This is a genomic window from Streptomyces sp. NPDC002787 (assembly GCF_053592095.1).
In genome coordinates this window covers 20,503-42,015 of sequence record NZ_JBSFVC010000029.1, presented here as the reverse complement: position 1 = coordinate 42,015, position 21,513 = coordinate 20,503, and the positions used below count along the sequence as shown (strand labels likewise).

26 protein-coding genes and 1 pseudogene are annotated in these 21,513 nt (G+C 71.2%); 13 read left to right on the top strand and 14 right to left on the bottom strand.

What is annotated here, in order from left to right:
• Positions 1–49 precede the first annotated feature (49 nt).
• The 9 genes and pseudogenes from ACWD26_RS33760 to ACWD26_RS33720 all read right to left on the bottom strand — a co-directional run bounded on the left by ACWD26_RS33760 (position 50) and on the right by ACWD26_RS33720 (position 5,297).
• Positions 50–499 carry a nucleoside deaminase gene (locus tag ACWD26_RS33760; RefSeq protein WP_451275878.1) on the bottom strand — a complete coding sequence of 150 codons (450 nt, stop codon included), beginning with the start codon at positions 497–499 and terminating at the stop codon, positions 50–52.
• Positions 500–534: 35 nt separating this feature from the next.
• Positions 535–942, bottom strand: coding sequence for a gas vesicle protein K (locus tag ACWD26_RS33755; RefSeq protein ID WP_451275771.1), 408 nt, complete (start codon positions 940–942; stop codon positions 535–537).
• On the bottom strand, positions 920–1,219 hold the full coding sequence (locus ACWD26_RS33750; protein WP_451275770.1) for a gas vesicle protein: 300 nt from the start codon (positions 1,217–1,219) through the stop codon (positions 920–922). The genes ACWD26_RS33755 and ACWD26_RS33750 overlap by 23 nt, the downstream gene beginning before the upstream one ends.
• A 42-nt stretch (positions 1,220–1,261) precedes the next feature.
• Complete coding sequence (locus ACWD26_RS33745; RefSeq protein WP_451275769.1) at positions 1,262–1,450, bottom strand: hypothetical protein; 189 nt, start codon at positions 1,448–1,450, stop codon at positions 1,262–1,264.
• 24 nt (positions 1,451–1,474) lie between these two features.
• Complete coding sequence (locus tag ACWD26_RS33740) at positions 1,475–2,188, bottom strand: GvpL/GvpF family gas vesicle protein (protein WP_451275768.1); 714 nt, start codon at positions 2,186–2,188, stop codon at positions 1,475–1,477.
• An 8-nt stretch (positions 2,189–2,196) separates the two neighbouring features.
• The gene (locus ACWD26_RS33735) at positions 2,197–2,649 is read right to left on the bottom strand and encodes a gas vesicle structural protein GvpA (protein ID WP_451275767.1); all 453 of its coding nucleotides are present in this window, start codon (positions 2,647–2,649) and stop codon (positions 2,197–2,199) included.
• A gap of 113 nt (positions 2,650–2,762) precedes the next feature.
• Positions 2,763–3,074: pseudogene (locus tag ACWD26_RS33730) on the bottom strand (gas vesicle protein GvpO); the annotation flags it as partial.
• Positions 3,075–3,209: 135 nt separating this feature from the next.
• Positions 3,210–4,340, bottom strand: a complete 1,131-nt coding sequence (locus tag ACWD26_RS33725) for an abortive phage infection protein (protein WP_451275766.1) — start codon at positions 4,338–4,340, stop codon at positions 3,210–3,212.
• 219 nt (positions 4,341–4,559) lie between these two features.
• Positions 4,560–5,297 (bottom strand): MerR family transcriptional regulator, encoded by a 738-nt coding sequence (locus tag ACWD26_RS33720; protein ID WP_451275765.1) that lies wholly within the window; start codon positions 5,295–5,297, stop codon positions 4,560–4,562.
• Between the two features lie 109 nt (positions 5,298–5,406).
• Here ACWD26_RS33720 and ACWD26_RS33715 point away from each other — a divergent pair, with 109 nt between their 5' ends.
• A complete protein-coding gene (locus tag ACWD26_RS33715) occupies positions 5,407–6,144 on the top strand; it encodes an RNA polymerase sigma factor (protein WP_451275764.1) in 738 nt (245 codons plus the stop codon).
• The gene (locus tag ACWD26_RS33710) at positions 6,141–7,178 is read left to right on the top strand and encodes a CU044_5270 family protein (protein ID WP_451275763.1); all 1,038 of its coding nucleotides are present in this window, start codon (positions 6,141–6,143) and stop codon (positions 7,176–7,178) included. The genes ACWD26_RS33715 and ACWD26_RS33710 overlap by 4 nt, the downstream gene beginning before the upstream one ends.
• A gap of 42 nt (positions 7,179–7,220) precedes the next feature.
• Here ACWD26_RS33710 and ACWD26_RS33705 read toward each other — a convergent pair whose 3' ends face one another.
• The gene (locus tag ACWD26_RS33705) at positions 7,221–8,243 is read right to left on the bottom strand and encodes a quinone oxidoreductase family protein (protein WP_451275762.1); all 1,023 of its coding nucleotides are present in this window, start codon (positions 8,241–8,243) and stop codon (positions 7,221–7,223) included.
• Positions 8,244–8,445: 202 nt separating this feature from the next.
• Between ACWD26_RS33705 and ACWD26_RS33700 the strand changes: the two genes are divergently transcribed.
• On the top strand, positions 8,446–8,772 hold the full coding sequence (locus ACWD26_RS33700) for an ArsR/SmtB family transcription factor (protein ID WP_451275761.1): 327 nt from the start codon (positions 8,446–8,448) through the stop codon (positions 8,770–8,772).
• A 23-nt stretch (positions 8,773–8,795) separates the two neighbouring features.
• Here ACWD26_RS33700 and ACWD26_RS33695 read toward each other — a convergent pair whose 3' ends face one another.
• Positions 8,796–9,239: a PLD nuclease N-terminal domain-containing protein gene (locus tag ACWD26_RS33695; RefSeq protein ID WP_451275760.1), complete on the bottom strand. Its 444-nt coding sequence runs from the start codon at positions 9,237–9,239 to the stop codon at positions 8,796–8,798.
• A gap of 118 nt (positions 9,240–9,357) precedes the next feature.
• Here ACWD26_RS33695 and ACWD26_RS33690 point away from each other — a divergent pair, with 118 nt between their 5' ends.
• The 3 genes from ACWD26_RS33690 to ACWD26_RS33680 are packed head-to-tail and all read left to right on the top strand — an operon-like array spanning position 9,358 to position 12,338.
• Complete coding sequence (locus tag ACWD26_RS33690) at positions 9,358–10,815, top strand: menaquinone biosynthesis decarboxylase (protein ID WP_451275759.1); 1,458 nt, start codon at positions 9,358–9,360, stop codon at positions 10,813–10,815.
• On the top strand, positions 10,812–11,717 hold the full coding sequence (gene mqnP, locus ACWD26_RS33685) for a menaquinone biosynthesis prenyltransferase MqnP (protein ID WP_451275758.1): 906 nt from the start codon (positions 10,812–10,814) through the stop codon (positions 11,715–11,717). Before ACWD26_RS33690 ends, mqnP begins: the two co-directional genes overlap by 4 nt.
• Before the next feature lie 48 nt (positions 11,718–11,765).
• The gene (locus tag ACWD26_RS33680; protein WP_451275757.1) at positions 11,766–12,338 is read left to right on the top strand and encodes a Uma2 family endonuclease; all 573 of its coding nucleotides are present in this window, start codon (positions 11,766–11,768) and stop codon (positions 12,336–12,338) included.
• On the opposite strand, the gene ACWD26_RS33675 is transcribed toward ACWD26_RS33680, so the two are convergent.
• On the bottom strand, positions 12,328–12,951 hold the full coding sequence (locus ACWD26_RS33675) for a rhomboid family intramembrane serine protease (protein ID WP_451275756.1): 624 nt from the start codon (positions 12,949–12,951) through the stop codon (positions 12,328–12,330). The two genes, ACWD26_RS33680 and ACWD26_RS33675, sit on opposite strands and share 11 nt — an antisense overlap.
• Positions 12,952–13,042: 91 nt before the next feature.
• On the opposite strand from ACWD26_RS33675, the gene ACWD26_RS33670 reads away from it, so the two are divergent.
• The 6 genes from ACWD26_RS33670 to ACWD26_RS33645 all read left to right on the top strand — a co-directional run bounded on the left by ACWD26_RS33670 (position 13,043) and on the right by ACWD26_RS33645 (position 17,638).
• Positions 13,043–13,735: a UbiX family flavin prenyltransferase gene (locus ACWD26_RS33670; RefSeq protein WP_451275755.1), complete on the top strand. Its 693-nt coding sequence runs from the start codon at positions 13,043–13,045 to the stop codon at positions 13,733–13,735.
• Positions 13,736–13,921: 186 nt separating this feature from the next.
• A complete protein-coding gene (locus tag ACWD26_RS33665) occupies positions 13,922–14,377 on the top strand; it encodes an Lrp/AsnC family transcriptional regulator (protein ID WP_451275754.1) in 456 nt (151 codons plus the stop codon).
• A gap of 43 nt (positions 14,378–14,420) precedes the next feature.
• A complete protein-coding gene (gene mqnE / locus ACWD26_RS33660) occupies positions 14,421–15,584 on the top strand; it encodes an aminofutalosine synthase MqnE (RefSeq protein ID WP_451275753.1) in 1,164 nt (387 codons plus the stop codon).
• A gap of 232 nt (positions 15,585–15,816) precedes the next feature.
• On the top strand, positions 15,817–16,341 hold the full coding sequence (locus ACWD26_RS33655; protein ID WP_451275752.1) for an N-acetyltransferase family protein: 525 nt from the start codon (positions 15,817–15,819) through the stop codon (positions 16,339–16,341).
• A 115-nt stretch (positions 16,342–16,456) separates the two neighbouring features.
• The gene (locus ACWD26_RS33650; protein ID WP_451275751.1) at positions 16,457–16,867 is read left to right on the top strand and encodes a DUF4229 domain-containing protein; all 411 of its coding nucleotides are present in this window, start codon (positions 16,457–16,459) and stop codon (positions 16,865–16,867) included.
• A gap of 81 nt (positions 16,868–16,948) precedes the next feature.
• Positions 16,949–17,638 (top strand): TetR/AcrR family transcriptional regulator, encoded by a 690-nt coding sequence (locus ACWD26_RS33645; RefSeq protein ID WP_451275750.1) that lies wholly within the window; start codon positions 16,949–16,951, stop codon positions 17,636–17,638.
• A gap of 3 nt (positions 17,639–17,641) precedes the next feature.
• Here the strand turns inward: ACWD26_RS33645 and ACWD26_RS33640 are convergent, their stop codons facing one another.
• On the bottom strand, positions 17,642–18,715 hold the full coding sequence (locus ACWD26_RS33640) for a MaoC/PaaZ C-terminal domain-containing protein (RefSeq protein ID WP_451275749.1): 1,074 nt from the start codon (positions 18,713–18,715) through the stop codon (positions 17,642–17,644).
• A 271-nt stretch (positions 18,716–18,986) separates the two neighbouring features.
• On the opposite strand from ACWD26_RS33640, the gene ACWD26_RS33635 reads away from it, so the two are divergent.
• Positions 18,987–20,951, top strand: a complete 1,965-nt coding sequence (locus ACWD26_RS33635; protein ID WP_451275748.1) for an AMP-dependent synthetase/ligase — start codon at positions 18,987–18,989, stop codon at positions 20,949–20,951.
• Positions 20,952–21,011: 60 nt separating this feature from the next.
• On the opposite strand, the gene ACWD26_RS33630 is transcribed toward ACWD26_RS33635, so the two are convergent.
• Entirely contained in the window at positions 21,012–21,494 is a 483-nt protein-coding gene (locus ACWD26_RS33630; RefSeq protein WP_451275747.1) for a hypothetical protein, read from the bottom strand.
• Positions 21,495–21,513: the final 19 nt, after the last annotated feature.

Here is a 21,513-nt window from a genome sequence, read left to right as displayed (position 1 = left end):
GGCATGCGGGATGTGCGGGCCGTCGGGGGCCGCGGGCGTCGTCACGGGGTCACTCACCGATGTCCTCGTTCCATAGGGCGGGGTTGTGCTTGATGAAGTCGCGCATCAGGGACACGCACTCCCGGTCGTCCAGCACCACGACCTCCACGCCGTGCTCGGCCAGCCAGCCGTGTCCGCCGAGGAAGGTGGACGCCTCCCCGACCACCACCCGGGAGATCCCGAACTGCCGGACCAGACCCGAGCAGTACCAGCACGGCGACAGCGTCGTCACCATCGTCGTACCGCGATACGTCCGCTGCCGGCCCGCCGCCCGGAACGCCGCCGTCTCGGCGTGCATGGACGGGTCGCCGTCCTGGACACGGCGGTTGTGCCCGCGCCCGAGGAGGGTGCCGTCGGGGCCGTAGAGCGCGGCGCCGATGGGGATGCCCCCCTCGGCGAGTCCCACCCTGGCCTCCGCCACGGCGGTGGCGAGCCATCGGCGTGCCTGTGCCTGATCCATGAGCATGACCTCACTCTGCCCACCCACCGCCCGGGTCACGTGCTGGGCGGTGGGAGGAGGGTGCCCAACGGGCCGAGGTCGAGGTTGAGGTCGTCCAGGGTGAGGCCGTAGTGGTCACAGAGTTCGGTCATACGTTCGTGGAGGACCATCAGGGTCATGCCGAGGCGTTCCTCCTGCTCCTCGGTCAGGCCGCCCGCGTCCACGCGGTGCAGGGGCTGCCGCTCCATCAGCTGGCGGAGCAGTTCGACGATGGTGAGGACGAGGTCCCGCTCCACCGTGTCGGGATCGGTGCGCAGCCGACGGGCCACTGCCCCGCCTCCGCCGGGAGGCGGAGCGACCTCTTCCGGCCGCGCGGGCAGCAGGGAGAACGCGCGGGTCGCGGCCTCGGCCACCTCACGGAGGCGGTCCGTGTGGGGGCCGTCAGGCGGGGGTGTCGTCGCCATGGCCGCCCCCTTCCAGATACGTCGGCTCATGCGCCTGCTGCGGGAGGGCGGGCGCGAACTGCTCGTCCATCTGCTCGCGCACCGCGACGATCACCGCCCGCGGCGAGACCCGCACCAGGTCGATGTCGGCGATGCTCAGGACCAGACCGCCGGTGAGGACGACCCCGCCGCTGAGCAGCCGGTCGAGCAGGTCGATCAGGGCCACTTGGCGCCCGCTGATCGGGCGGTCGTAGTCGCCGTAGTCGCCGTAACCGGCGTCATCGCCGTACGCGCTCATCGTCGGCCGGGCCCTTCCTCCGATTCTCCGGGTCGGTCCTCGTCAGCCCCGGTCCTCGCCGCCCGCGTCGCCCTCGTCGGTCACGGCCTTGCGCCGTTTGCGGCGGGGCTCGTCCGTACGGCGCTCCTCGCGGGGTGCCGCCTCGCGGGTCCTCCGCTCGGTGGCGCGGGGGCGGCGACGCTCGGTCGAGCCCTCGGACACGCCCAGAATGGTCCCGACCAGTCCCACCACGTCGCCTCCTCAAGGTCGTACGGGTCATACGAAGCTGTACGGCGGCAGCGGGCCGCGCAGCCGCAGCTCCACCCCCTCTCCCAGGGCCTCCGCCAGCTCCCCGCCGGCCTCGGCGAACTCCTCGGACCGTTCGCCGTCCACCAGGAAGGAGGCGTTCACGAAGTACTGCTGGGACGCCGGGGAGATCCGCTCGTCCAGGGCGTACGGCCGCAGCGTGGTGAGGACCTCCTCGCCCAGCGCCTCCTCGCGGGCCTGTACCTCCTGCGCCACCAACTCGCCCAGGGCGAGGCGGTCCTCGTACGTCCCGCCGCCCTCGCGGATCGCGTCGTTCAGCTCACGCGCCCGCGACGACTCCGTCAGGACGGTGCGCAGGAGCGCGTCCTCGTCCTGGACGCCCTTGACGTTGAACTCCGCGCGCCCGGTGAGCTCGTCGAGGCGCTTCGAGAACGCCTCGGCCCGCTCCTGGAGCAGGGCCTCGACGGCGGCCTCGTCCTGGGCGACGAAGCCGAAGCTCATCGGCAGGATGGCGCCGTCGGCCCACAGCCGCTCCTGGACCTCGTGGTGCGCCTCGACGTCCCGCCGGCTCACCGACAGGTCCTCGGGGCTCTCGCTGACGACGGCGCTCAGCCCGCCGCCGCTGACTGCGTGCAGTTCGGCGGGTTCCTCACCGACGCCCTTGACGTCGTCCAGGCCCAGCGGATGCGCCGCCTTGGTGATCGCGTAGACGTACACGGACATCGGCTCGCTCACTCCTCACGTTCTCTGGAGGAACGGCGGCTCGCGCCCCGCTCGGAGCGCACACGCTGCTTCTCGCGCCCGGACTCGCGGTCCTCGTCGTCCCCGCGCTTCTTCTGGAGCGACTCGGTGACGGCCTCGACCGCGCCCGTGAGCGCCCCTTTGCTCTTGCCCCGGGCACCCGACTCGACGGTGTTCCCGACGATGTCCGTCAGCTGGGAGGGGGCCTTGCGGCCCGACTCCAGGTCCAGCCGGTTGCACGCCTCCGCGAACCGCAGATACGTGTCGACGCTGGCCACGACCACCCGGGCGTCGATCTTCAGGATCTCGATGCCTACCAGGGAGACCCGTACGAACGCGTCGATGACCAAGCCTCGGTCGAGGACGAGTTCCAGCACGGCGCAGAGGTTTCCCGAGCCACCGCCACGGGCGGCGACGGCGCCGCCATCGCCCTGCGGCACCACACGTGCGACGGGGGTCGAGCCACGCGGCCGCAGCGGCGGCTGTGCCTCAGCGGCGGCTGTGCCTCACCGGCGGCTGTGCCTCACCGGCAGCCTTCGGCTGCGGCTTCGGCGGCTCAGCGGGAGCCCCGGTCGACCTGCGCGCGCGTGTACCGGCGTCCTCGTTCGTACGCCAGCAGGTTGCCCACGGGATCCAGAACGACCCGGTAGGCGGCCATCACACTGGTTGTCTGCGGGATGCGCTCCAGCTCCATGACCTCGACCGGGGCCTCCCAGCCCTCGTCGGTCGGCTTCAGCGCGGAAACAGATTCGGGAACTCGCCCCAGCAGCTCGGTGAGCTGCTCGATCGCGCTCCGCATGGCCTCGGGCGCGGAAACCCGGTCCTCGGCGGACGGCTGTCGCGACGAGGAACGGCGCTTCTCCGGCTCGGCCGTTCGTGATTATCACCTTCTTACTCTTCGTCCATCATCGACCTGCGGCGAGGCGTATGCCACTTCTTGCCCTTTTCTGGGCCGTATCGCCTCAGCGGGTCAGCAGTCCGCAGGTCGGCAGGGTCAGCAGGGTCAGCAGGGGCCGGCCCGGCCGTACGCCCGTGCCAGCGCGTGGAACGCCTCCTTCGGCTCCCAGTGCCAGTCGGTGTCCGGGTCGCCGGGGCGGTCCTGGATCGGCTTCACGAGGCCGTAGCTCGCCATGTCGAGGTCGAGGCGGGGGTTGTCGGGGCGGTGCGGGGAGTCCGGGGAGACGAAGGTGAAGGCGTGGGCGGCGTGGAGCCCCATCGCCTCGAAGGCGCTCAGCGCTCCGGTGAGGTACGCGGCCTGGGTGGCCTCGCTGCGGGTGAGGTCGCCCTTGATCTCCGGCGGCACCTTCTCGTGGTCGACCACGTTCCATCCCATGCCGCCCATCTCCGCGGCACCCTCGAAGGTGCAGCAGCCGTACTCCTGGATGGAGAGCGGCTTGCCGTGCCTGAGATACCGCTTGAGGTCGCGGATGTGGGCGGAGCGGGTCGGGTGGCTGGCGTAGTAGTCGAGGCCGACGATGTCGAAGGGGGTCCAGTCGACCCAGTCGAGGGCCTCCTCGTCGGCGGCGGCGTACGTGAGGCGGCCCCGGAAGACGGAGCGGCCGACGGCGGCGGCGCGTGCGGTGAAGGCGCGCAGCTCGCGGATCATGTGCTCCGGGTCGTAGTTCCCGTTCAGCAGGTTCTCCACGCGCTCCAGGACGTGGTCGCCGGGCACGATCCCCGGCACGAACAGCCAGAACTCGCAACCCACGCTGAAGTGCGTGTCGACGCCCTGCCGCCGCAGCCCCTCCGCGAACCGTCCCGTCTCCGCGAGATGGTCGAGGATGTCCTCGCGCGGCGCGTCCCCGAGCGTCGGCTCCAGCCACACGTTCAGCCCGCGCTCCGCCGCCTCGGCCGCGGTACGCGTCAGCCGCTCCACCCCGTCCCCGGTCACCTTGACCGCGTCCGCCCGCAGCTCCTGCCGGATGGCCCGCATGTCCCGCCGCACCCGCGCCGCGCTCCACGCCGTACCGGGCGTGTCCCCCGCCCCGACCTCGTAGACGACACTCCGGTACGACAGCCCACGCGGCCGGCTCTCCATCCCCTCGACCAACGCCGCCGCCCGCGTCGTCGGCAACACCACCGCCCCCGCGACCCCGGCCACCATCCCCAGGAACTGCCCCCGCCCGACCCTCATCGGCCCACTCCTCCCTGTGACGTGGAGCCAGTCTGCGGAGACAGGCGCCGTACCGCCGTCGGCCGATGGTCTAGGGCTGAGCGACGAAGGTAGGGGGCGGGACCGCCGTGGGATGGGGCGGGGGCCGCCATGGGATGGGGCGGGGGCAGCCGTCGGATGGGGCGGGGCCGGTCGTCGGGCAGGGAGGCCCCGGTTGCCGCACGCGCCCGGAGCCGGTCCTCAGCTCGGCGCGGCGTCGGCCGTCAGGTACGTGTGGAGGTGGCCCGCGCCCTCCAGCATCGCCGTCGTGCGGGTGGTCAGGGTGGTGTGGCGGGTGGCGATCGCGGTGTGGAGCGCCTCGGTGCCGCCCTCGTGGCGGAGGTCCTCCAGGACGGGGCGGATGTCGTCGAGGAGGTAGTGGTTGCGGCGGAGCGCGAGGATGAAGCGGGCGTCGCGTACCTCTTCGGGGGTGTAGTGGCGGTAGTTGGTGCCGTGTTCGCGGCGGGGGGAGAGGAGCCCGGCGGCCTCCCAGACCCGGAGCGTGGACGTGCGGACCCCGAGCAGCGCGGCGACCTCGCCGATCAGCAGGTCGGTGTCCGGAACGTCGTCCTCGGGCGGCTCCCCGGCCAGCGTCCGCAGCGCCTCCCGCGTCGCCCGCAGCGACACCCGCTCCGCGTGCAGCGCCGCGTGCGCCGCGTCCACCAGGGCCAGCGCGCCGGGCACGTCCCCCTCGTGCACGCTCCGCATGATCCGCGTCGCCGCCACCGCCCCGTACCCCTTCGACAGCGCCCGGTACGTCAGCAGCGCCCGCCGGTGCGCCTCCCCGAAGACCCGGTACCCGGAGTCCGTGCGCGGCACGGCCGGCAGCACCCCCGCCTCCTCGTAGTTGCGGATCTGCTGCGTGGACACACCGGAGAGCCGGGCCAGGTCCACGGGGCGGAGGCGGGCGGCGGCCGGGGGGTGTTCGGATCGGGACATCGGATGGAAGGTTAGGGCGGTTCGGCGAGCGGGGGCGGGGCGGGGGCCGGGGGCTCTCCCTGTGACCGGGGTCACAGGGACGTCTGGTGTCGGGCGGACAGGGGAGGGCGTGGAACATTCTCTACGGGCACGCTTGCGTACGGGTGATCCCGAGGCGTTCAGCAGCCTCTTCCGCGAGCACGCGCAGGCCGTCTACGGCCATGCCGCGCGGCTGACGGCGGACCGGAACACCGCGGAGGACGTCGTCTCACTGACCTTCCTGGAGGCGTGGCGGCTCCGCGAGAAGCTGCTGCCGGACGCCGAGGTGCCCGCCTCCGGCGACGGCGACAACAGCCTGCGGGCCTGGCTCTTCGGCATCGCCACCAACGTGCTGCGCAACACCCGCCGCACCGCCCGACGGCACAGCGCGGCCCTCGCCCGGCTCCCGGAGCGCCACGCCGAACGCGAGACCGTGCCGGACTTCGCCGACGAACTGGTCGGCCGGATGGAGGGCGCCGACCGGCTCGCCGCCGCCCGCGCCGCCCTGGCCAAGCTCCGCCGCCGTGAGCGCGAGGTGTTCGCCCTGTGTGTCTGGTCGGGGCTGAGCTACGCGGCCGCCGCCGAATCCCTGGACGTGCCGGTCAGCACCGTACGGTCGCGCCTGGCCCGCGCCCGGCAGCGGCTGCGCGGGCTCGCGGAGGCGGAACTCGCGCGGCAGCCGGTACGGCGGCCCGCCGTACGGCCGGAGGGAGCGAGACCCCTCCCCGGCGACGGACAGGTACCGGATGACGGCACCGAGGCGGCCCCGCCGGCCCAGGCCCAGGCACAGGCGCGGGCTCAGGCCCAGGCAGAGAAGAGGCACCGATGAACCCCATGGAACGCGAGGAACTGGCACGGTTGCTGCCGAGCCCGGGCGACCCGCTCCTGCCGGACGACCGTCTGTCGCGGCTTGAGGACCACCTGATGCAGGAGATCACCGGCGAGGCCACCGTCCGGATCACCGGCGGGCGGACCTCCGAGTCCGACGAGTCAGTCCTCTCCCGCCCCTCCCGCTCCCCCCTCTCGTACCTCTCATCCCGCTCGCGCCGCCGGTTCGTCGTGGTCGCGATGCCGCTCGGGGTGGCCGCGGCGGTCCTCGCCACGGTGGTCGTGACGGGTCTGGCCGGCCGGGGGCCCACCGTCGACGAGGAGGCGGCGGGGCTGCTCAAGCGCATCGCCACGGTCACGACGGAGGGGCGTGCGACACCCGTGCGCGACGACCAGTACCTCTACATCAGGACGCAGGGCACGGCGCGGGACGGCGTGACCGTGGTGGACGGGGAGTGGAAGACGCCGGAGAACCCGAAGGAGTACTCGTACCGGCGGACGGACTGGATCTCCGTCGACGGCAAGAGGAAGGGGCTGGCCCGCACCACCTGGCTGGGCGGGCGGCCGTCGCTCGAGGGGCTGCCGGACGAGCTCGTCAAGAAGCGCCTGGAGAGCCCGACCGAGGACATGACGCTCTACGCCGACCCGAACAACAGCTACTACGACCAGCTGGAGGCGCTCCCCACGGACCCCGACAAGCTGTACGACAAGGTGTGGGCCGCCACGACCGGACAGGGCCCGACCCATGAGTGGGCCGCGATGGAGTACATCGGCACGATGCTCGACGGGGCGCAGTTGCTGCCCGAGCTGAACGGCGCGCTGTACCGTGCCGCCGCCCGTGTGCCGGGTGTGCGGGTCGTCGACAACGCGGAGGACGCCGCCGGCCGCGAGGGCATCGGTCTCGTCTTCGGCGAGGGCGACGACCGCGACGTCTGGGTCTTCGACAAGAAGACCCTCAAGTACCTGGGGTCGGACAGCCGGGCCCTGCTGGAGGTCGCCGTCGTCGACAAGATGGAACAGACGCCGACGGACTGAGGCCCAGGGGCTGAGGCCCAGGGACCGAGGGGGACGGCGGTCCTACGCCCCGTCGCCGTTCTCGCCCTCGCCCTCGCCCCCGCCCACCCGCAGCAGCAGCTTCCCCACGCTCCTGCGTGTCCCCATCAGCGCATGCGCCTCCGCCGCGTCCGCCAGGTCGAACTCGGCGGTCACCGGCAGGGACACGGCCCCGTCGACGACCGTGGCGAAGGCCCGCTCGGCGAGGGCGCGGAGCTCGGACGGCGCCGACTTGGCGAGGGCGAGGATCGAGAAGCCGGAGACGGTCAGGCCGAGGGGGTACAGCTCGGGCTGGCCCACGCTCCACGGCCGCTCCCCGCTCGCGTTGCCGAAGGAGACGAGGCGGCCGAAGGGGGCGAGGGAGGCGAGACCGGCGCGGAGGGTGTCGCCGCCGACGGGGTCGAGGACCAGGTCGACGCCACGGCCCCCGGTCGCGGCGCGCACCTCGTCCACGAAGAACCCGGTGGCGGCCGTACCGGCGAAGACCTCGTCGTAGCCATGGCCCAGCGCGTGCTTCGCCTTGGCGGCGTCCGACACGACCCCGTACACCGCCCCGGCACCCGCCGCCTTCGCCAACTGCCCCGCCACGGTGCCGATCCCGCCCGCCGCGCCCTGCACGAGCACGGTCTCACCGGCCCGCAGCCGCCCCACCGTGTGCACGAGGGCGTACGCCGTCGGCAGCACGGTGGGCAGCGTGGCGCCCGTACGGAGGTCGATGCCCTCGGGCAGGGGGAAGACCGTGACCGCGTCGGCCACCACGACCTCCGCGTACGCGCCGGCGTCCGTCAGCGCGGTCACCTGCTGCCCCACGCTCAGCCCGGTGACGCCCTCGCCGAGCGCGCGCACCCGCCCGGAGACCTCCAGACCGGGGCGGTAGGGGAGTGCCGGCACCCGGTAGCCCTCGGCGCGGGCCTTCAGGTCGGCGAAGTTCACCCCCGCGTACGCCACCTCGACGCTCACCTGTCCCGGCCCGGGCTCGGGGGCCTCCGCCTCCACCACCTTCAGGACCTCGGGGTCGCCGTACTCCTGGAACTCGATCGCGCGCATGCAGGACTCCCGCCCGACTGTTCAATGAAAAGCGAACAGTCGCGAGTGTATGGTTCTCATCGAACACTCCGCAAGAAGCGTCGGAGAGCCGCGGACGGATGCCGTGCATGGATGCCGCGCACGAATGGCGCGGACGGATGCCGCAGACGGATGGCGGCGGATGGCGGCGGGTGACGGCGGGACGAGAGGGAAGAAGGCGGGCATGACGGAACGCACCGGCCACCGGGCGGCCCCGGAGCACACCCACCCCGACGACGTCCCGGTCCTGACCGCCCTCGCGGCCCTCGCCGATCCCGTACGCATCACGCTGGTACGGGAGTTGGCGGACTCCCCGGTGTGGACGCGCAGTTGCGGCAGCTTCGACGTGCCCATCGGCAAGGCCGCCCTCAGTCACCACTTCGCCGTACTGCGCGGCGCCGGGCTCGTCGAGCAGCGCGACGAGGGCGCCAAGCGCGTCAACCGCCTGCGCCGCGAGGAGTTCGACGCCCGCTTCCCGGGCCTGCTGACCCTCGTCCTGCGCGAGGACTGACGGCTCGCCGCTGCTCCTCGCGGTTACTCGTCGCCGTCCTTCTTCTCGCCCTTCTCACCCTTGTCCCGCATGTCGCCCTTACTGTCCTTCTCGCCCGTCTCGTCGTCCTGCCGCTTCAACTCCTCCTCGCGGCGGCGCAGGTCGGCCTCCCAGCTCTTGAGCAGGGACTCGTCCTTCTTGTTGTCCTCGGCGAGGGACTTCAGGAACTCGGGGTTGTCGTCGGGGGCGACGTACTGCGTGCGGTGGTTGCGGTGCCACTCGGAGGGCGTGCGCCCGTCGGCGGGGGCGTTGCGGAGCTTGCCCGCGGCGAGCCACGCGATCGGGCCGACGATCCAGAAGAGCAGGATGATGAAGACCCAGGCGATCTTCGGCAGGTGCTTCGCCTCGTCCTCGGGGGTGTTGAGGCAGTCGATGAAGGCGTAGATCGTCAGCGCCAACGGCACGAGGTACATCAACACCCTGAGCATGGAACAGCCCCCTGGAAGCGGTGGCGGGCCGCGCGTACCGGCCCCTGGAAATGACGGCGAGGCCGTGCGCCGGGCCCCGTGACGGGGTCAGGGTAGCCCCTCGGGGATACTTGTCCCCATGGCTTACGACGATCTTCGCTCCCTGCTCCGCGCACTGGAGCGCGAGGGCGATCTCAAGCGCATCAAGGCCGAAGTCGACCCTTACCTGGAGGTCGGGGAGATCGTCGACCGGGTCAACAAGGCCGGCGGCCCCGCCCTGCTCTTCGAGAACGTGAAGGGCTCCTCGATGCCCCTCGCGATGAACGTCTTCGGCACCGACCGCCGCCTGCTGAAGGCCCTCGGCCTCAAGTCGTACGGCGAGATCAGCGAGAAGATCGGCGGCCTGCTCAAGCCCGAGCTGCCGCAGGGCTTCGTCGGCGTGCGCGAGGCGTTCGGGAAGCTCGGCGCGATGACCCACGTCCCGCCGAAGAAGGTGAAGCCGGACAGCGCGCCCGTACAGGAGGTGGTCCTCCAGGGCGACGACGTGGATCTGGACCAGCTGCCGGCGTTGTTCACCTGGCCCAAGGACGGCGGCTCCTTCTTCAACCTCGGGCTCACCCATACCAAGCACCCCGAGACCGGCGTACGCAACCTCGGCCTCTACCGCCTCCAGCGCCACGACAAGCGCACCATCGGCATGCACTGGCAGATCCACAAGGACAGCCGCAACCACTACCAGGTGGCCGCCAAGCGCGGCGAGCGTCTGCCGGTCGCCATCGCCTTCGGCTGCCCGCCTGCGGTGACGTACGCCTCGACCGCGCCCCTCCCCGGTGACATCGACGAGTACCTGTTCGCCGGGTTCGTCGCGGGCAAGCGGATCGAGATGGTCGACTGCAAGACGGTGCCGCTGCAGGTGCCGGCGAACGCCGAGGTCGTGATCGAGGGCTGGCTGGAGCCGGGCGAGATGCTCCCCGAGGGCCCGTTCGGCGACCACACCGGCTTCTACACCCCGCAGGAGCCGTTCCCCGCCCTGAAGATCGACTGCGTGACGATGCGGAAGCGCCCGCTGCTCCAGTCGATCGTGGTGGGCCGCCCGCCGACGGAGGACGGGCCGCTGGGCCGCGCGACGGAACGCTTCTTCCTCCCGCTCCTGAAGATCATCGTCCCGGACATCGTGGACTACCACCTCCCCGAGGCCGGCGGCTTCCACAACTGCGCGATCATCTCGATCGAGAAGAAGTACCCGAAGCACGCGCAGAAGGTCATGCACGCCATCTGGGGCGCCCACATGATGTCCCTGACCAAGCTGATCGTGGTGGTCGACTCCGACTGCGACGTCCACGACCTCCACGAGGTCGCCTGGCGCGCGCTCGGCAACACGGACTACGCCCGCGACCTGACCGTCGTCGAGGGCCCGGTGGACCACCTGGACCACGCCTCCTACCAGCAGTTCTGGGGCGGCAAGGCCGGCATCGACGCCACGAAGAAGTGGATCGAGGAGGGCTACACCCGGGACGGGGGCTGGCCGGACATGGTCGAGTCGGACCCGGCCACGGCGGCGCTCGTCGACCGCCGCTGGAAGGAGTACGGCCTGTGACCAGCGCGTCGGCGGCGATCCCGCAGCAACCGGGCCGCACCAAGGCCTTCCTCCGCCTCGTGATGATCGAGCACTCGATCTTCGCGCTCCCCTTCGCCTACATCGCCGCGCTCACGGCCATGTTCCAGCTGGACGGCAACATCCACTGGGTCCGGCTGCTCCTGGTCACCATCTGCATGGTCGGTCTGCGCACCTTCGCGATGGCGGTCAACCGGATCATCGACCGAGAGATCGACGCCCGTAACCCGCGCACGGCCCACCGCGAGCTGGTGACCGGCGCGATGTCGGTCAAGCACGCCTGGACGGGCGCGCTGATCGCGGTCGTCGTCTTCCTCGGCTCGGCGGCCCTGCTGAACCCGCTCTGCCTCGCCCTGGCCCCCGTCGCCGTGATCCCGATGGTGGTCTACCCGTACGGCAAACGCTTCACGAACTACCCCCAGGCGATCCTCGGCCTCGCCCAGGCCATGGGCCCGGTCGGCGGCTGGCTCGCGATCACGGGGGAGTGGTCCTGGGACGCGGTCGTCCTCGGCCTGGCGGTGGGCATCTGGATCGGCGGCTTCGACCTCATCTACGCCTGCCAGGACGTCGACTCCGACCGCGAGTCGGGCGTCCTGTCCGTCCCGGCCCGCTTCGGCATCCCGGCGGCGGTCTGGGCGGCGCGGGTGTGCCACGCGCTGACGACCGCGCTGTTCGTCTGGTACGCCGTCGTCACCGACGCGGGCGCGTTCCTGTGGCTGGGCCTCGCGATCGTCGCGGGCGCGTTCGTGTACGAGCACACGATCGTGCGGCCACACGACCTGTCCCGCCTGAACCGGGCGTTCTTCTCCGTCAACGGCTTCATCGGCATTGCCCTGTTCGTGTGCGCCTTGCTCGATCTTCTGGTTCGCGGTCTGACCCTCTGATTACGGTGCGGCCCACCATCGGGGGTGGGGACACCAAGGGAGGCCGGCGTGACCGTCTCAAGCAAGGACCGCATGCACGCGCAGCTCAGCAGGTTGGAGGACATGTTCCCCGGCTATCTGACGGAGATCGTCGAGGGCAGCATCATGCTGAACCCCGTCAGGCCGTTCCACGGGCAGACGATCCTGGGGGTGTGGACGAGCCTGGAGGAGCAGCTTCCGCCGGACCGGGCGCTGGTGAGCGATGTGGCGTTCCCTTGCGACGACGCCAACGAGTTCTGCCCGGACCTCGCGGTCATCCCGGCGGAGGCGGCGGCGGAGAACCGCAGCGCGTACCCCGCCGATCTGATCGAATTCGTAGCTGAAGTGGTGTCGCCGGAAAGCATCCGCCGGGACTACGAGATCAAGCCTCGCCGGTACGCCTCCCGAGGCATCACCCACTATGTGATCCTGGACCCGCTCAGGGGCCAAGCCGTCATGATGTGGAACCCCGGCCCCGACGGCTACCAGGGCCGCGACACCATCCCCTACGGCCCTGACCTGACACTCGACACCCCGCTCGGCAAGCTCACGATCGCCACCGGCCGGCTCCCCGTGAACCCGAAGGCGCGCCCTACGCGGTGAGCGCTGTACGGGGTTCGCGCCGCCGGAAAACGAACGCCGCCATCACCCCCGTCACCAACCCGATCAGATGGCCCTGCCAGCTGATGCCGGTCTCGGTCGGGGCGATGCCCCCGAGGATCGAGCCGCCCCAGACGGCGGCTACGAGGACACCCACCGCGACCCCCAGCAGCCGACGCTCGACGAACCCGCTGACCAGCAGGAACCCGAAGAGCCCGAAGACGACGCCCGACGCGCCCGCCGTGTTCGTGTTGTCGGGGGATATCAGCCACACCCCCAGTCCGTCCGCGACGATGATCAGCGCACACACGGCGGCGAAGCGGCGCAGCCCGCCCAGCGCCGAGAGGAAGCCCAGCACCAGCAGCGGCACGCTGTTCGCGGCGACATGGGCGAAGCCGAAGTGGATGAACGAGGCGGGCACGACATCGACCAGCTCCGGCACCGAGCGCGGAATGATCCCGAAGTCGTCCAGGGAGTGACCGCTCGCCACGTCGATCACTTCGAGCAGCCACAGCAGCGCCACCCAGCCCACCATCAGCTTGGCCGCGGCCTTCGCACGGTCCCGGCGCGACCACTCCCGCTCCGGACTCAGCGCCCCACGCATTCCACCAGCCATGTCGAACCCCCGACTCAACTCGTCCCCTGAAGGAAACGGCCGTGCCCCCTTGACCGGTTCCCGTCCCACGACGCCGGATAGGCTCGGTGTCGTGAACCCAGTCAAGCCAGGAGAGACGCCGCGTACGCCTTGGATCGTAGGGGTCTCCGGCGCATCCGGCACCCCATACGCCGCGGCCGTACTGCGCGCACTCCTCGCCGCCGGCGAGAGCGTCGACCTCGTGGTGTCCCGGGCCTCGCGGCTGACGCTGCTCGACGAGACGGGAATCTCCTTCCGGGACGCACACTGGCGTGACGACCTGCGGGAATGGCTGTCCCGTGGGGCCGACGGCAAGCCCGGCACCTTCACCGTGGACGTCGACGGCGACCGGGTACGGCACTGGAGCGCCGGCGATCTGGCCGCCGGACCGTCCTCCGGGTCGTACCCCGTCAAGGGGATGCTGATCGTCCCCGCGTCGACGGCGTGCGTCGCGGGCGTGGCCCTGGGACTGAGCAAGGACCTGCTCCAGCGGGCGGCGAGCGTGACCCTCAAGGAGGGCCGGCGCCTGGTCGTCGCCGTACGCGAGACCCCGTTGAACGGGCAGACCCTGCGGCACCTGGTGACCCTGGACGACGCGGGCGCGACCGTACTGCCGGCCTCCCCGGCCTTCTACGCGGGGGCCACGCACATCCAGGACCTGGTGGACTTCGTCGCCGGACGGGCGCTGGACGCGGCGGGCGTCCCGCACACCCTGTACCGGCGGTGGGAGGGCGACGTGGGCGGGGCGCGCGACTCCCACAGGTGACGTCACCGGCACCACTCTCATCTGACCGACCAGCACCACTCTCGTCTCACTGACCGGCACCACTCTCGTCTCACTGACCAACACCGACCAACACCGATCGGCATCGATCGGCAACGACCGACACCGATCATCGGTGGAACACCCATCACCCACAACGCAACTCTTCAGCGGAAGGCAACCGATCGCATGGACGCGGTGGACAGGCAGCTCATCCAGGCCCTGAGGGAGAACGGCCGGGCCTCCTACGCGGAGCTGGGACGCCTCGTCGGCCTGTCGGGACCCAGTGTCACCGACCGCATCAACCGGCTGGAGGCGGCCGGTGTCATCACCGGCTATCGCGCCACCGTCAACGCGGCCTCCCTCGGCCTCGGGGTGACCGCGCTCATCGGCATCTCCCTCTCCGACGCCGCCGACCACGAGGACGTGGCGGACCGGCTGCGGGACCTGGCCGAGATCGAGGACTGCTGGTTCATCGCGGGCGACGACTCGTTCATGCTCAAGGTGCGCGCCCCCGACGTCGACGGTCTGGAGAAGACCATCCGCCGGCTCTCCGGCACGAAGGGCGTCTCCCGGACCCGTACCACGATCGTGCTGTCCACGAAGTGGGAGAACCGGGTGGGTGAGTTGCCGGACGAGGAGTAGGCGTACGGTTGCAGGAGTTTTGTCGGTGAGGAGAGGCGGAGGCATGGACGTCGGGCTCAAGCGCGAGCTGGAGGAGAAGGTCCGCTCCGGTGAGCGGCTGACCCGCGAGGACGGCATCGCGCTGTACGAGTCGGACGACCTGGCCTGGCTGGGCGGTCTGGCGCACGAGGTGCGGACGCGGAAGAACGGCGACGTCGTCCACTTCAACGTCAACCGCCACCTCAACATGACCAACGTGTGCACGGCGTCGTGCGCGTACTGCTCCTTCCAGCGCAAGCCGGGGGAGAAGGACGCGTACACGATGCGCATCGAGGAGGCGGTGAAGCTCGCCAAGGCGATGGAGGGCGAGAACCTCACCGAGCTGCACATCGTCAACGGCCTGCACCCCAACCTGCCGTGGCGCTACTACCCGCGCTCGCTGAAGGAGCTGAAGGCGGCCCTCCCGAACGTGTCGCTGAAGGCGTTCACGGCCACGGAGATCCACCACTTCGAGACGATCAGCGGCCTGTCGGCGTCGGAGATCCTGGACGAGCTGATCGACGCCGGGCTCGAATCCCTCACCGGCGGCGGCGCGGAGATCTTCGACTGGGAGGTCCGGCAGCACATCGTCGACCACCGCACCCACTGGGAGGACTGGTCGAGGATCCACCGCCTGGCGCACGAGAAGGGCCTCAAGACCCCCTGCACGATGCTCTACGGCCACATCGAGGAACCGCGTCACCGGGTGGACCACGTCCTGCGTCTGCGTGAGCTCCAGGACGAGACGAACGGCTTCCAGGTCTTCATCCCCCTCCGCTACCAGCACGACTTCGTGGACATGAAGGACGGCAAGGTACGCAACCGCCTCCAGGCCCGCACCCAGATGGCGACGGGCGCGGAGGCCCTGAAGACCTTCGCGGTGTCGAGGCTACTGTTCGACAACGTCCCCCACGTCAAGGTCTTCTGGGTCATGCACGGCGTCCAGACGGCTCAGCTGGCGCTGCAGCACGGCGCCGACGACATGGACGGCTCGGTGGTCGAATACAAGATCACCCACGACGCGGACAACTACGGCACCCCGAACAAACTGACCCGCGAGGACCTGCTGGACCTCATCCGCGACGCGGGCTTCCGCCCCGTGGAACGCAACACCCGCTACGAGGTCATCCGCGAGTACGACGGCCCGGACCCGGCGCGCAGGGAGTCCCCGCAGCCGATGCGGGTCTGAAGGGGGCCGGTTGCGCAGTTCCCCGCGCCCCTGAAGCGTCAGGCCCTGCGGGCCTGAAAAAAGCCGGGGCGCAGCCCCGCTTTTTTCAGGGGCGCGGGGAACTGCGCGAGAAGCCCCACCGGGCGGTCGGCTGGGGGTCGAAGGGGCACCGCCCCTGGGGGCTGGGACGGGTAGGGGCGGCGGGGGCGAATCCCTCTTGAGGTGAGCCACACGTAATGACTACGGTCACCCCATGCCCCTTACGTTCCACCTCGACCCACCCCTCACCCCCACCCTCCGAGACGGCATCCTCACCCTCTGGACGGACGTCTCCAACACCGGCGGAGCCGTCGGCTTCGTCCCCCCGGTCACCCGCGAAGCGATCCGCCCGGAACTCCTCAAGCACCTCACCGCCATGGCAGAAGGCAGACACCGCCTCCTCCTCGGCCTGGACACCACCGGCACCCCCGCCGCCACCGCCTTCTTCAGCTTCAACACTCACCGCCTGATGACCCACTGGGTCTGGCTGTACACAGTCATGGTCCACCCCGCCCACCAGGGCAAGGGCTACGGCCGCGACCTCATGCGGGCGGCCGAAACCGCGGCCCGGGACTTCGACGGCATAGACGCCATCCGCCTCACCTGCCGAGGCGGCCTCGGCCTGGAGCACTTCTACGCCTCCTGCGGCTACAAGGAGGTCGGCCGAGTCCCCGGCGCCATCCGGGTCGCCCCCGACGACCACCGCGACGACATCACGATGCTGCTCTCCCTGACGTGAGACCCGACTGGGGGCTCGAGCGGCGAGACCCCCCTGCAAGATCGCCCCTCGACCGTGCTTCACTGGACGATGCCCTGTGGCACTGTCCGGAACGGAAACGAAAGAGTGGATTGAGATGCTCCGCTACACACTGATGCGCCTCGGGATCTTCGTGGGCTGCTTCGTGGTCGTCTGGGCCCTCGTCTACTCCGGCGTCGCCCCGCGCGGCCTCGGCGCCTCCAACGGCATGTGGATCGTCCTCCTCTCCCTCGTGGTCTCCGCGCCGATAAGCTTCGTCGCCCTCCGCAAGCAGCGCGACCAGGCCGCCGCCCAGATCGCGCCCCGCCTCGACCGCTCCATCGACCGCGTCAAGTCCAACCTCGCCGCCAACCGCAGCCAGGAGGACGAGGCCGACGACGCGGCGAGGACGCAGACCCCGGCGACGACCGACGCGGCCGCCGACGCGACGGCCGACAAGGACAACGAGGACGTCGAGTCCGTCGCGGCCGCCAAGACCGCCCAGCCGACGTCGAGCCAGGCTTCCTAGGCCCCTCCGAGAGCCCCCGGCAAAGATCACCCACGCGACGCCCAGGTCCGTACGCGTCGCCGGAACCGTACGCTGGCCCGCATGGGTGCTGTGAAGAGCAAACGGATGCCCCGCGCGGTGCGGGAACAGCAGATGCTGGACGCGGCGGTGCGGACCTTCGGGCAGCGCGGTTACCGGGCCGCGTCGATGGACGAGATCGCCGAACTGGCGGGCGTGTCCAAGCCGTTGGTCTACCTGTACCTGAACTCCAAGGAAGACCTCTTCACGGCCTGCATCCGCCGCGAGGCCAAGGCGCTCACCACCGCCGTACGCGCCGGAGTCGACCCCGAGCTGCCCGCCGACCGCCAACTCTGGGAGGGGCTGCGGGCGTTCTTCACGCACACCGCCCGCAACCCGGACGCCTGGGCCGTACTGCATCTCCAGGCCCGTACGCACGGCGAACCGTTCGCCGCCGAAGTGGCGGCGATGCGGGAGGAGATGGTCGCGTTCGTGACCGGGCTGATCCTGGTCGCCGCGCGGCAGGCCCGCCGTGACCCGTCCCTGCCCGAGCGTGAGGTCGTCGGTCTCGCCGAGGGCCTCGTCGGCGCCGCCGAGGCCCTCGCCGCCTGGGCCAACGCCACGCCCGGGATCACCGCCCGCCAGGCCGCCGCCACCCTCATGAACTTCGCCTGGGCCGGCCTCGGCGACCTCATGCAAGGCCGCCCCTGGACACCTCCGACCCGCACGGACGACGAGGAGGCCACGCCTCACGTCCCGGCCCGGACCGGTTAGGTCTCAGGCGACGAGCGGGTAGACGTGGCCCCTCACATGGACCCGTCCCCCCATGGCCGCCGTTCCCCCGGCCGCCGTCCCCTGGGCCCCCGCTCCCTGGGCCCCCGCTCCCTCGCCGAGGCTCCCGCTCCGCAGCTCGAAGCCGCCCCACGCCTGCCCGTCCGCCGCGTACGTCACCGTGCTCGGCAGCGGTACCGGTGCCCGGAACTCCGCGCGGACGAGGGTCGCCGGGGGTGTGCCGTGCTCGGCGAGGCAGCGGGCCACCGTCCACATGCCGTGCGCGATCGCGTGGGGGAAGCCGAGCAGGCGTGCGCTGAGCGCGTGCAGATGGATCGGATTACGGTCCCCGGACACTGCCCCGTACCGCCGCCCGACATCCCCGGCCAGCCGCCACTCGGCAACCCCGGGCAAGGGTTTCCGCGCACCCTGCGTCCGCGTCCGCGCACCCCGCTCGCCGCCCCTGCCGTCCCTCTCGCCCCCGTCGCGACGGGCAGCGTCCATGCGCCGGTGCCGGGCCAGATACGTGCTCCGCGACTCCCACGCGACCACGTCTCCCCCTCCTCCGCCTCCGTGCCCACCGCCGCCGTGCCCGTCCCCGTCTCCGCTCCCGTCCCGCACCTCGGTCACCACCGTCGCCTCGGTGCCCCGTCGATGGGGCGTCAACTCGTCGACGTACACGGTGATCTCGTACTCCCCGGTGGCGGGCAGCGGTCGCCGCTGGGTGATCTCGACCGAGGTGTGGACGAGTCCGAGGAGGGGCAACGGGAAGTCCCGGCCCGCCATGATCCGCATCGCGAGCGGGAAGCCGAGGATGTGTGGATACGTCAGCGGGACGGCGTCCTCTCCGGTGGGGAACCCGCAGACGCGCTCGTACGCGGCGAGCCGGGCGAGGTCGATCCGGACGCCGGGGAGGACCAGCCGGGCGAACCGGGAGGGCGGGTGGGGCCGGCCGGCCGCGTCCGCGCCGTACCGGTCGGCCGCGCGGGGGAGCTTGAGGCTCTTGCACGGCGAGAGGAGGGCGCCTCGGGCGAGAAGGGGGCTGAGGGAGGGCGGTTGGGTGAGGGTGAGGGTGGGCATAGGACTGATTCCCCCTTCGCCTGCGCGGCCTTGTTACTCACAAGTCAGGTTACCCAAGGTAATGCCCTGTCGGAGCACCGCCGAAGCCTAGGAGCTGAACGACCCTCAGGTAACTTGGTACGCCCTTGACCTGCACGGGAGCGCCACGCGGGCAACCGGAGACACTGCACATCCCCGGCCCCGTTCCACCTCCGGACCATCGCCACACTCACACGAACCTCACACACCAACCCCGTACGATCCGGACACACCGAACGCCCAGGAGCCGCCCGTGTCCAGCCTCGAACGCATCGAACCCGCGCTGGTGGAACCCGAGTTGAAGCGGCTGGACGGCATCGTGCGAGAGGCGTACGTCCCCGCCCTCGCCGCACCCGTGACGTACGGGTCGCTCGCGGACATCCCGTTCGACAACGCGGCCCACGCCCCCGACTCGGTCGTCCTCAGCCGCAAGGCCGGCGGCGCGGTCGGCAGGGGCACGGCGGGCGAGGGCACGGCGGGTGAAGGTGCTGACGGTGGCGCCGGCGACGACGGCCGGTGGCGGGACGTGACGGCGGCCGAGTTCGCCGCCGAGGTGCTCGCGCTGGCGAAGGGCCTGATCGCCGACGGCCTGATGCCGGGCGACCGTATCGCGATCATGGCGCGGACGACGTACGAGTGGACGCTCCTCGACTTCGCCGCCTGGGCGGCGGGCCTGGTGACCGTACCCGTCTACCCGACCTCCTCCGTCTTCCAGACCCGCTGGATCCTCCAGGACTCGGGCGCGGTGGCCCTCGCCGTGGAGACGGCGGGCCAGGCCGCCGCCCTCGGCCCGGAACTCGACCGCATCCCCGACCTGCGCCACATGTGGGTCTTCGAGAAGGGCCACCTGGACCGGCTCGCCGAACTGGGCCGGGACGTCTCGGACCAGGAAGTGGCCGTACGGCGCGGGGTGCTCGGCCCCGACACGCTCGCGACCCTCATCTACACCTCGGGCACGACCGGCCGCCCCAAGGGCTGCGCCCTCACCCACGGCAACTTCTGCGCCGAGGTCGACAACGCGATCGACCTCCTCTATCCCATCTTCCGTGCGAAGACGGACGAGGAGGCCTCCACCCTCCTCTTCCTCCCGCTCGCCCATGTCTTCGGCCGCATGGTCTCGATCGCGTGTATGCGGGCGCGGATCCGCGTCGGCCACTCGCCGAGCTTCCGCACCGAGGACCTCCTGGCCGACCTCAAGTCCTTCCGCCCGACGTTCCTCTTCCTGATCCCCTACGTCCTGGAGAAGGTCTTCAACACGGCCCGCGCCTCCGCCGAACGCATGGGCCGCGCCTCGTCGTACGACCGCGCCTCCGCCGTGGCCCGCCGCTACGGCGAGGCCCTGGAGGCGCAGCAACACGGCACCGGCCCGGGCCCCTCCGCCTTCCTGAAGACGGCCCGCACCTTCTACGACCCCCTGGTCTACCGCCGCATCCGCAAAGCCCTGGGCGGCAGGGTCCGTTACGTGATCTGCGGCGGCTCCCCGCTCGGCAGGCGCCTGGCCGCCTTCTACGCGGGCGCGGGCATCGACGTCTTCGAGGGCTACGGCATGACGGAGACGACGGCCGCCGTGACGGTCACCCCACCCAACCGGCCCCGTCTGGGCACGGTCGGCCGCCCCCTCCCCGGCACGCGGGTCCGTATCGCCGCCGACGGCGAGATCCTCCTGCACGGCGGCCAGATCTTCCGCGGCTACTGGGACCCGCAGGCCGGCGGTGTCGTCCCCGCGAGCCCGGACGGCTGGTTCGCCACGGGTGACATCGGGCAACTGGACGACGAGGGGTACCTCACGATCACCGGCCGTAAGAAGGAGATCCTCGTCACCGACAGCGGCAAGAACGTGGCCCCGGCGCCCCTGGAGAACTGGCTCCGCTCCCACCCCCTCATCGCCCACGCCATGGTCGTCGGTGACCGCCGCCCCTACGTGACCGCGCTCCTCACCCTCGACCCCGAAGGCATCACCCACTGGTGCCAGATGAACGCCAAGCACGACATCGCCTTCGAACACCTCGCTGAGGACGCGGACTTGAGGGCGATCCTGCAACGCGCGGTGGACGAGGCCAACCGCCTGGTCTCCCGCCCCGAATCCATCCGCCGCTTCACCATCGTCCCCGGCGGCTTCACGGAGGAGGCGGGCCACCTCACCCCGTCGATGAAGCTGCGGCGGGAGGTCGTGGAAAGGTCGTTCGCGGCGGAGATCGAGGAACTGTACGAGAAGTAGCGGAAGTTCTCCGCGCTACCGCCCTCCGCGCTACCGCCCTCCGCGCTACCGCCCTCCGCGCTACCGCCCCGCCGCCGGGTCGCCGTCGCCCAACCCGATCCACCAGAACCCGTCGTCCTTGACCAGCAGCAACTCCTGCTCCTGGCCGGTCCGTTCGTACGTGACCCGGACGGGGTTGAAGTAGTCGACGGACCCCTCCAGCACGGTGACCTCGACATGCCCCCGGGCCCCCTCGCCGAACTCCCGCACATGCTCGTACGCGGCGCCCCGGGTCTCCCCGTACGCGGGCCCCGCGAGCTCCATGAGCCCCTCCACGTCACCGGCCTTGAGCCGCTGCACATACGCCCGTACGACGGTGTCGACGTCCTCGGCGGTCTCCCGGACATCGGGATACCGGGACTTCTCGGCCCGCACGGTCACATCGACCGGGGGCGAGCCGGCGACCGAGTACGGCGCCCTGAACCAGTTCCACCACACGACACCCACGGCCGCCAGTACGACGACCAGCCCGCCACAGCACAGCAGAACGCCCCGCTTCTTCATCAACCCCGCCCGCCGTCCC

Bases quoted from the DNA above. Each gene is read 5' to 3' on its own strand.
- ACWD26_RS33760 (WP_451275878.1), bottom strand. From the start codon at position 499: ATGGATCAGGCACAGGCACGCCGATGGCTCGCCACCGCCGTGGCGGAG.
- ACWD26_RS33755 (WP_451275771.1), bottom strand. From the start codon at position 942: ATGGCGACGACACCCCCGCCTGACGGCCCCCACACGGACCGCCTCCGT.
- ACWD26_RS33750 (WP_451275770.1), bottom strand. From the start codon at position 1,219: ATGAGCGCGTACGGCGATGACGCCGGTTACGGCGACTACGGCGACTAC.
- ACWD26_RS33740 (WP_451275768.1), bottom strand. From the start codon at position 2,188: ATGTCCGTGTACGTCTACGCGATCACCAAGGCGGCGCATCCGCTGGGC.
- ACWD26_RS33725 (WP_451275766.1), bottom strand. From the start codon at position 4,340: ATGAGGGTCGGGCGGGGGCAGTTCCTGGGGATGGTGGCCGGGGTCGCG.
- ACWD26_RS33720 (WP_451275765.1), bottom strand. From the start codon at position 5,297: ATGTCCCGATCCGAACACCCCCCGGCCGCCGCCCGCCTCCGCCCCGTG.
- ACWD26_RS33710 (WP_451275763.1), top strand. From the start codon at position 6,141: ATGAACCCCATGGAACGCGAGGAACTGGCACGGTTGCTGCCGAGCCCG.
- ACWD26_RS33705 (WP_451275762.1), bottom strand. From the start codon at position 8,243: ATGCGCGCGATCGAGTTCCAGGAGTACGGCGACCCCGAGGTCCTGAAG.
- ACWD26_RS33700 (WP_451275761.1), top strand. From the start codon at position 8,446: ATGACGGAACGCACCGGCCACCGGGCGGCCCCGGAGCACACCCACCCC.
- ACWD26_RS33695 (WP_451275760.1), bottom strand. From the start codon at position 9,239: ATGCTCAGGGTGTTGATGTACCTCGTGCCGTTGGCGCTGACGATCTAC.
- ACWD26_RS33690 (WP_451275759.1), top strand. From the start codon at position 9,358: ATGGCTTACGACGATCTTCGCTCCCTGCTCCGCGCACTGGAGCGCGAG.
- ACWD26_RS33675 (WP_451275756.1), bottom strand. From the start codon at position 12,951: ATGGCTGGTGGAATGCGTGGGGCGCTGAGTCCGGAGCGGGAGTGGTCG.
- ACWD26_RS33665 (WP_451275754.1), top strand. From the start codon at position 13,922: ATGGACGCGGTGGACAGGCAGCTCATCCAGGCCCTGAGGGAGAACGGC.
- mqnE (WP_451275753.1), top strand. From the start codon at position 14,421: ATGGACGTCGGGCTCAAGCGCGAGCTGGAGGAGAAGGTCCGCTCCGGT.
- ACWD26_RS33655 (WP_451275752.1), top strand. From the start codon at position 15,817: ATGCCCCTTACGTTCCACCTCGACCCACCCCTCACCCCCACCCTCCGA.
- ACWD26_RS33650 (WP_451275751.1), top strand. From the start codon at position 16,457: ATGCTCCGCTACACACTGATGCGCCTCGGGATCTTCGTGGGCTGCTTC.
- ACWD26_RS33645 (WP_451275750.1), top strand. From the start codon at position 16,949: ATGGGTGCTGTGAAGAGCAAACGGATGCCCCGCGCGGTGCGGGAACAG.
- ACWD26_RS33640 (WP_451275749.1), bottom strand. From the start codon at position 18,715: ATGCCCACCCTCACCCTCACCCAACCGCCCTCCCTCAGCCCCCTTCTC.
- ACWD26_RS33630 (WP_451275747.1), bottom strand. From the start codon at position 21,494: ATGAAGAAGCGGGGCGTTCTGCTGTGCTGTGGCGGGCTGGTCGTCGTA.